Annotated in this window: 8 protein-coding genes; all 8 read left to right on the forward strand. The window is 47.3% G+C overall.

Features of this window, described 5'->3' with window-relative positions:
- Positions 1-45 precede the first annotated feature (45 nt).
- The 8 genes from CAG69_RS12445 to CAG69_RS12480 all read left to right on the forward strand — a co-directional run bounded on the left by CAG69_RS12445 (position 46) and on the right by CAG69_RS12480 (position 8,205).
- The gene (locus CAG69_RS12445) at positions 46-1,059 is read left to right on the forward strand and encodes a TRAP transporter substrate-binding protein (RefSeq protein WP_161444447.1); all 1,014 of its coding nucleotides are present in this window, start codon (positions 46-48) and stop codon (positions 1,057-1,059) included.
- A gap of 103 nt (positions 1,060-1,162) precedes the next feature.
- Positions 1,163-1,642 carry an Lrp/AsnC family transcriptional regulator gene (locus CAG69_RS12450; RefSeq protein WP_006741393.1) on the forward strand — a complete coding sequence of 160 codons (480 nt, stop codon included), beginning with the start codon at positions 1,163-1,165 and terminating at the stop codon, positions 1,640-1,642.
- A gap of 155 nt (positions 1,643-1,797) precedes the next feature.
- Positions 1,798-3,318 (forward strand): NAD-dependent succinate-semialdehyde dehydrogenase, encoded by a 1,521-nt coding sequence (locus tag CAG69_RS12455; RefSeq protein ID WP_161444449.1) that lies wholly within the window; start codon positions 1,798-1,800, stop codon positions 3,316-3,318.
- Between the two features lie 41 nt (positions 3,319-3,359).
- Positions 3,360-4,766, forward strand: coding sequence for an aspartate aminotransferase family protein (locus CAG69_RS12460; protein ID WP_074190436.1), 1,407 nt, complete (start codon positions 3,360-3,362; stop codon positions 4,764-4,766).
- Between the two features lie 86 nt (positions 4,767-4,852).
- Entirely contained in the window at positions 4,853-5,857 is a 1,005-nt protein-coding gene (gene eutB / locus CAG69_RS12465) for a hydroxyectoine utilization dehydratase EutB (RefSeq protein WP_161444451.1), read from the forward strand.
- Positions 5,844-6,803 carry a cyclodeaminase gene (locus CAG69_RS12470; protein ID WP_161444453.1) on the forward strand — a complete coding sequence of 320 codons (960 nt, stop codon included), beginning with the start codon at positions 5,844-5,846 and terminating at the stop codon, positions 6,801-6,803. Before eutB ends, CAG69_RS12470 begins: the two co-directional genes overlap by 14 nt.
- 56 nt (positions 6,804-6,859) lie before the next feature.
- On the forward strand, positions 6,860-7,636 hold the full coding sequence (locus tag CAG69_RS12475) for a maleate cis-trans isomerase family protein (RefSeq protein WP_114323418.1): 777 nt from the start codon (positions 6,860-6,862) through the stop codon (positions 7,634-7,636).
- A gap of 47 nt (positions 7,637-7,683) precedes the next feature.
- Entirely contained in the window at positions 7,684-8,205 is a 522-nt protein-coding gene (locus tag CAG69_RS12480) for a DUF2058 domain-containing protein (RefSeq protein ID WP_006741387.1), read from the forward strand.
- Positions 8,206-8,250: the final 45 nt, after the last annotated feature.

Raw genomic sequence — 8,250 nt, forward strand, 5'->3', positions numbered from 1 at the left:
CTGCCGTTGGTGAATTGACTCACAAACTGATTAAGGAAGAAATGGATGAATCCGATGAAACACAGCTACCTAACGAGTGCCGTACTGATCGCAGCCAGCTTTGCCACCAGCAATGTTTATGCTGAGACGTGGAAATTCGCTCTAGAAGAAGTCAAAGGCTCGGTGCAAGATGCTTATGCGCAAGAGTTTAAAAAGCGCATCGAAAATGCAACCGATGGAGACGTCACAGTGGAAGTCTATCCATACGGCACATTAGGTCAGTCAGAAGATCTTACCGAGCTTACTGCGAACGGTATTATCCAATTTACCAACGCATCGCCAGGTATTTTTGGTTCATTCGTGCCCGAAATGCAGGTTTTCTCCATCCCTTACCTCCTTTCGCAAGACAATGATGTGAATAAAAAAGTGCTGAGTTCAAGCCCTACTATCTATGACACACTCGGCAAAAAGCTAGAACAGAAAAACCTCAAACTTCTCACTATGTATCCAGAAGGTGAAATGGTGTGGACGACCAACCGTGAGATTCGTTCTCCAAAAGATTTTGATAACTTCAAAATACGCGTGATGGCATCGCCAATGTTGGTTGAGGCTTATAAATCGTTTGGAGCCGACCCTACGCCTTTACCCTACTCAGAAGTCTATGGTGCTCTGCAACTTAAAATGATCGATGGTCAAGTAAACCCCGTTTTTGCTATCGAAGAAATGAAGTTCTACGAAGTGAACGACTACATGATCTGGGCAGGACAACAACAATTTACTACGACTGTCATTACCAACAACAGTTGGTTCGAAACCCTCCCACAAGCCCGCCAAGATCAGGTCAATAAAGTCATCGCTGGTATGACTGACTTTATATTTGAAAAACAGGATGAGTTTAACCAAAAACGTCTTGAGCAAATTAAGCAAGCCAAACCAGATATGCAGATGATCAAACTCGACAGTGACGAACGTGCAGCATTTAAACAAGCCTCTATGCCAATGCGGGACAAATACATCGAGCTTACAGGCGACAGCGGTAAAGCGGTGCTGAGCTCACTGGAACAAGAGTTCAATCAATAACAGAATCAATAACAGAAAAAGGAGTGGCCTTCGGGCCACCTTATAGCGGTTGACCAGTCATCAACTATTCTGAACTGATTGGTATTTTACAGGGAGACCAATTATGCGCCTCGATCGCTACGACGTAAAAATTTTACAAATACTTCATGACAATGGCCGTATTACCAAATCTCACCTTGCCGAGGCCATCAACCTATCTGTGAGCCCTTGCTGGGAGCGTGTCAAAAAACTGGAAGAAGCAGGCATCATTGAAGGCTACGGGGCAAAAGTAAATACCGATGTTTTGTTCAAACGAACGTCGGTCATGGTTGAAGTTACGCTCAAAGAGCACAGTGCCCAAGCGTTCAAACGTTTCGAGCAACTGGTTCAACACTCACCAGAAGTCACTGATTGTTATGCCACAGGCGGCGGTGTCGATTACATCCTCAAAATTCAGTCGGAAGATATTGATCAATATCAGCGGCTTATCGACAACTGGTTAGAGTCAGAAGTGGGCATTGAGCGCTACTTTACTTACATCGTGACGAAAACAATCAAACGTGATGCAGGCACATTAGAAGTGAACCAAAACGCCTTGTTCTAAAAGGGAAAACACGCTTAAAAGACGACCAGAAAAATCACCATATCTAACGGTGTGGAAAAGAAAGTTTTGATGGTTTAAACCTCGGCATCAGAAATTATTTCGGTCACTTCTCCATTACAGTTTAACTATGGACAACGACGCTGGGAGAAGGACTCATGACAGCACTGCACAGCTTACATGCTGAGGAATTAAAAGCCTCGCACGACATGATGGCGATAATGAAAGACGTACGTTTGGTGAGAGGTTTAGCGTACGTAAATGGCAAATGGGTAAGTGGTGACCAATTTCATCCGGTGGATAATCCAGCGGATGGTACGGTCATCGGCTACATTACCAAGCTATCTCAGCAACAACTCTATCAAGCGATTGATGAAGCCGACCAAGCCTTTCGTCAATGGCGAAAAATGCAAGCAGAAGAACGCGCTGAAATTCTCATGCGTTGGCACGATCTGATTTTAGAATCAAAACAAGATCTTGCTCGTTTGATGGTTATGGAGCAAGGCAAAACATTAGGTGATGCTTTGGGTGAAATCGACTACGGCGCATCCTTTGTTCGTTGGTTTGCAGAGGAAGCACGCCGTAGCTATGGCGAAACCATCCCAAGTCATATTCCGAATGCGCAGCTATCGACGGTACGCGAGCCGATTGGTGTCGCAGCTCTGATTACACCATGGAATTTTCCTAATGCAATGGTCACCCGTAAAGCCGCCGCAGCACTAGCGATAGGCTGTCCGGTGCTCATCAAACCTGCCAGTGAAACGCCTTTCTCCGCATTGGCCTTGGCAGAGTTAGCAGACCGAGCCGGCTTTCCATCTGGTGTATTTAACGTGATCACTGGCGATGCGGTGATGGTGTCACAAACCTTGTGTCACTCCGATAAAGTCAAAGCACTCTCGTTCACAGGTTCAACTCGAGTGGGTAAGTTGCTGCTGCGCGACGCGGCACAAACCGTGAAGAAGTGCAGTATGGAGCTCGGCGGTAATGCCCCTTTCATCGTGCTGCCAGATATGGATGTCGAGCAAGCAGCCAAAGCCGCCGTGGATGCCAAGTTTCAAACAGCAGGACAAGACTGCTTGGCCGCAAACCGTATTTTCGTCCCTGAAGATAAGTACGAAGCGTTTTTGGAAGCGTTTGCCAAAGAAATGAGCCACATCGTTTTAGGCAATGGTTTAGATGAAAAAACCACCATGGGGCCGCTGATCAATCGCACTGCGGTGGATAAAGCGCATGATTTGGTGCGTGACGCACTCGACAAAGGCGCGCGATTGGTAGCGGGATACCACCAGCCCGTACCAGGCGAAAACTTCTTCGCGCCGACATTGCTAGCCGATGTCACCCCTGATATGGCGGTGTATCGCGAAGAGAATTTTTGTCCTGTGGCAGGCGTATTGCCTTACCAAGACTTAGATACCGTGATTGAAATGAGTAACGACACTGAGTACGGCTTAGCTGCCTATGTTTATGGCCACGATATTCACCAAATTTGGCGCTGCATGCGTGGTTTGGAATTTGGCATGGTGAGCGTGAACTCCGTCAAGATGACTGGACACCCTATCCCATTTGGCGGTGTGAAACAGTCAGGGCTTGGACGAGAAGGCAGTCGCCACGGCTTTGAAGAATACAGTGAAATCAAATACTGCTGCTTAGGCGCTTTACCAACCGTCAGTGGCAGTTAAGGCACGAAATATGGATATCCAATTATTCGAGGAGAAGGATCATGAGCAACAAAACCCAACAACTTTTAGAGATCGACCGTCAGAGAGTATTTCATGCCTCAACCCACCTGAAGCAGTATGCGGCTGGGGAGCTTTCGGGAAGAATTATCTCGAGCGGAAGCGGAATACGCATCACCGATTCAGAAGGCATCGAGCTGATAGACGGCTTTGCCGGGTTGTATTGTGTGAACATTGGCTATGGCAGGACTGAAATGGCCGATGCTATTTATGAACAAGCCAAAGAGCTGGCGTACTACCATACTTACGTCGGTCATACCAACGAAGCACTAGTGACACTGTCAGATCGCATCATCAAAATGGCGCCTGAAGGCATGAGTAAAGTCTACTATGGTATGTCAGGCAGTGATGCGAACGAAACTCAACTTAAGTTGGTGTGGTATTACAACAATGCTCGTGGTCTACCAGAGAAGAAAAAAATTATCTCCCGTGATCGCGGCTACCATGGCTCAAGTATCGCTTCGGGTTCAATGACAGGGCTGCCTCTTTTCCACGCACATTTTGATTTACCGCTTGAGCGCATCAAGCACACCATGGCGCCGTATTACTATCGCCGTGAAGACGAGAGTATGTCTGAGCTTGAATTCTCTCAATATTGTGCGGATCAACTCGAAGCGATGATCTTGGAAGAAGGCCCAGAAACGGTCGCAGCGATGATTGCGGAACCAGTGCTCGGAACTGGCGGTATTGTGCCACCACCAGAAGGGTACTGGCAGGCGATTCGTAAAGTACTCGACAAATACGATGTACTCTTGATTGCGGATGAAGTGGTCTGCGGCTTTGGCCGCCTCGGCTCCGATTTTGGCTCGCTGCACTACGACATGAAACCGGACCTCATCACGGTAGCAAAAGGGTTAACCTCTGCGTATCAACCGCTGTCTGGCGTGATCGTCGGTGAACGAGTTTGGAGTGTGCTAGAAAACGGCACCGACCAATGGGGCGCTATCGGACACGGTTATACCTACTCCGGTCACCCAATGGGAGCGGCAGCCGCGAACTGCAACCTCGATATCATTGAACGTGAAGGCTTGGTGCAAAACGCCGCCGAAGTCGGCGCTTACTTGCAGCAACGTATGGCGGAGACGTTTAACGATCATCCATTGATCGGTGATACTCGTGGCGTTGGCTTGTTGCATGCGTTGGAGTTTTCTTCAGACAAACTCCGCCGAGCCCACTTTGATCCAAACTTGAAAGTGGGTCCGCAAATCGCGGCAGCCTGTTTAGAGCAAGGCTTAATCGCTCGCGCCATGCCACATGGTGACATCCTCGGCTTTGCTCCACCGCTTATCGCGAATCGTAATGACATCGACACTATTGTCGACAAAGCGCACCAAGCGGTCAATAAAGTGATGGATAACCTCGTCACGTCTAAACAGTGGCAGCCAAAATAGCCGCGAATTAACCAACTCACAAACCTACCAACGATTACCGCCCCCTCTGACCAAATTAGAGGGGGCGGTCCTAAGAGACGTACTACATGGAAACACAAGCAATCTTTGCCGCAAAGAAAGCGATTAACGGATTAGTCAGTCGCACACCATTACTTCACTCACCACTGTTATCGCAACAATATCAATGTGAAATTTGGTTAAAACTGGAAACACTACAACCTATTGGTGCTTTTAAATTGCGTGGAGCGACTCATGCCATGAACAAACTGAGTGAGGAACAAAAACAACATGGCGTCGTCACTTGCTCTACTGGTAATCACGGCCGTGCCGTGGCTTATGCTGGGCAACGACTAGGAGTCCGCACCGTGATTTGTATGTCCAATTTAGTGCCACAAAACAAAGTCGACGCAATTAAAGCATTAGGCGCAGAAGTTCGAATAGTTGGTCAAGCTCAAGACGACGCGGAGCGAGAAGCATTGAGGCTAACAGAAGACGAGTCGATGACCTATCTCTCACCATTCGAACACCCAGACATCATCGCCGGACAAGGGACCATTGGGCTAGAAATCATTGAAGATCTTCCTGATGTCGACGTCATTTTCGCCGGGCTATCTGGCGGCGGATTGATTGGTGGTATTGGCTTAGCCGCAAAATCAAACAGCAGCAAAGTGAACGTGTATGGCGTTTCCATGGACAAAGGCGCTGCGATGGTAGAAAGCATTAAAGCAGGAAAACCAGTACAAGTTGAAGAGCACGAATCGTTTGCTGACAGCTTAGGTGGCGGCATAGGTTTAGACAATCGCTATACCTTCAAACTCGTGCAAGAAGTCATGGATAAAGCGTTTTTAGTCAGTGAACACAACATCGCCAAAGGCATGGCAGATATTTTCGATGCAGAAAAATTTGCCGTAGAAGGCGCTGCCGCAGTGGGGCTTGCCGCCATACACCAGCATCAACTGGACTTACGCGGTAAGAAAGTCGTTTTGGTGCTCAGTGGAAAAAACGTCTCTTCAGACACTTTTGAGACGGCATTAAAAATTGGGGCCGCCAAGTCAAAGAATAACCGAGGTCGTGCGAATGAAAATCTATAATAAATCTCAGATAGAGCAAGTGACTCAGTTAGATCTTAATGCGTTAGCGGCCGTGGAAAATGGCTTCAAAGCGCTTGGGCAAGGCAACGTCACTATGCCTCCGGTTCTTAGCATGGCAATTGAAGAGAATAACGGCGAAGTGGATGTAAAAACGGCGCATATCAAAGGTAATGAGCGCTTCGCGATAAAAATCAGCCCAGGATTTTTTGATAACCCAAAACTGGGACTACCCAGCCTAAATGGTTTGATGGTGCTCTTTAGCGCGAAAACAGGGCTGGTTGATAGCGTATTGTTTGACGAAGGGTATCTAACCGACATTCGTACTGCTCTCGCCGGCGCTATCTCCGCGAAATACCTGTCGAACTCAGAAGCATCCAAAATTACGGTTATTGGCAGTGGGCTTCAAGCAGAACTCCAAGTCGCTGCGATAAAATTAGTTAGGCCAATCTCCCAAGTGAACATCTGGGCAAGAGACAACACAAAATCGCAGGCTTACAAACAACGCATGGAGCAACGATACGATCTATCCGTATCTGTACACTCCTCTATCCAGCAAGCATGCCAAGAAGCCGACATTATTGTCACGACAACGCCATCAAAAGAACCTTTGCTGAATTGGGAAGATATCCCATCAGGAGCACACGTGATCGCTATGGGTTCAGACAGTCCTCATAAACGTGAGCTTGCCACCTCAGTCATCCTAAATGCTGAGCATCTGGTGGTTGATCGAATCAGTCAGTCAGAATCACTTGGCGAATTACGCAGTGTAGACAAACCGCTCACCCGTAGCCTAGTCGAACTTGGCGACATCATTTGCGGCAAACACCCCTACTCAAGGCGTGTTGACGATGTTTCGGTATGTGATTTAACAGGGACTGGCGTTCAAGACACCGCAATCGCTGACTATACCGTTCAACAACTCACCAGAATTCAATCCACGATGTAACTTATTCCCTGTGACTTTGGCGGTGGGCAACCACCGCACTTTTTGAGGGCCGTAACATGCCAGAGCTCTGTACGTTTCAATCTTTAACCACTCAGTTTGAGTTTTCGGCGGATGTATCCGCTTATCAACGTTCAATCGGACTCATTCAACTCGCGACCGACTATGTGCTAGAAAACGAATGGCGCGAGCATTTACCCGCAGATGTTCGCTTATACACTTCACGCTTTCTCACTACAGGTACTGTCGATCCTCTGCACTTAACAGACATGCAAAACAGTATCCGCGAGTGTGTACGCACCATCGTGCCAATGTGGCCAATCAACGTCATGGCGTTTGGCTGTACGTCAGCTAGTGTGCTCATTGGCTCCGATCAAATCACTGATTTAATTCGTCAAGAGAGACCCGAAGCCATAACAACTAACCCTTGGCAAGCCGCACTGAGAGCGCTTGAACACCATCAAGCTCAAAGAATCGTTATGCTGACGCCGTATACCAATGACGTCAATCACCCACTTTATGAGTCCATGACCGAACATGGCATTGACGTTCTGGCCTTTGGGTATTTCAATCTCGACTACGATCCCCATATCCCAACCATTGGAGGGCAAGACGTAGAAAATGCCTTAGCGCAGCTGCTTGAGTCGATTGATTGCACTGTGGACGCGGTATTTATTTCATGCACGAACATGCGAGTCATGCATCTACTACCTTATTTCTCAAGCCGCTTTGGTATTCCTGTACTAAGCTCCAATCAAGTGATGCTTTGGGACGCATTGCGTTTGCTTGAGTCCGATAATTTCTCCGACGTGTCATCATCGCCCTTTCCTTGCTGATAAGGACTCGCTAAAATGCACAAAATTGCGCACTAACTGGATGAAACATGGCAAAACTTACCCTTCAAGAACAAATGCTGAAAGCTGGCTTAGTTAATGAAAAGAAACTAAAGAAAGCGAAGAAAGGCTCTAAAAAATCACGCGTTCAAGCACGCGAAGTAAAAGCGGCGGTTGAAGAGAATAAACGCCAACAGTTAGAGCGTGATAAACAATTGAGCGAACAGCAAAATGCCGAGCGTTTGAATAAAGAGATCAAAGCGCAAATCAATCAATTGATTGAGATGAACAAGATCGACTTAAAAGATGGCGATATTAAGTACAACTTCACCCATGGCACCTTGGTTAAGTCACTGTATGTTGATGCTCTCATCCGCGAACAGTTGATTAAAGGCATTCTAGCCATTGCGATTGTCGGTGAAAGCTACGTTGTCATTCCACGCGGAGTAGCGAATAAAATTGCTCAACGTGATGAGTCCGTCATCATCGAACAGAAAGAACCAGAATCGGACATTCCAGCAGAAGACGATCCATACGCAGATTTCGTCGTGCCAGATGACTTGATGTGGTAACAACAAACAATAGATGCATCAACGAAAAGAGCCGCTGATATAACA

The organism is Vibrio sp. V43_P6S15P86 (genome assembly GCF_009904725.1).
Taxonomy (GTDB): Bacteria; Pseudomonadota; Gammaproteobacteria; order Enterobacterales; family Vibrionaceae; genus Vibrio; species Vibrio diabolicus.

Excerpts from the sequence above, each read along its gene's own strand:
- CAG69_RS12470 (WP_161444453.1), top strand. The coding sequence starts at position 5,844 with ATGAAAATCTATAATAAATCTCAGATAGAGCAAGTGACTCAGTTAGAT.
- CAG69_RS12475 (WP_114323418.1), top strand. The coding sequence starts at position 6,860 with ATGCCAGAGCTCTGTACGTTTCAATCTTTAACCACTCAGTTTGAGTTT.
- CAG69_RS12460 (WP_074190436.1), top strand. The coding sequence starts at position 3,360 with ATGAGCAACAAAACCCAACAACTTTTAGAGATCGACCGTCAGAGAGTA.
- CAG69_RS12445 (WP_161444447.1), top strand. The coding sequence starts at position 46 with ATGAATCCGATGAAACACAGCTACCTAACGAGTGCCGTACTGATCGCA.
- eutB (WP_161444451.1), top strand. The coding sequence starts at position 4,853 with ATGGAAACACAAGCAATCTTTGCCGCAAAGAAAGCGATTAACGGATTA.
- CAG69_RS12455 (WP_161444449.1), top strand. The coding sequence starts at position 1,798 with ATGACAGCACTGCACAGCTTACATGCTGAGGAATTAAAAGCCTCGCAC.
- CAG69_RS12450 (WP_006741393.1), top strand. The coding sequence starts at position 1,163 with ATGCGCCTCGATCGCTACGACGTAAAAATTTTACAAATACTTCATGAC.
- CAG69_RS12480 (WP_006741387.1), top strand. The coding sequence starts at position 7,684 with ATGGCAAAACTTACCCTTCAAGAACAAATGCTGAAAGCTGGCTTAGTT.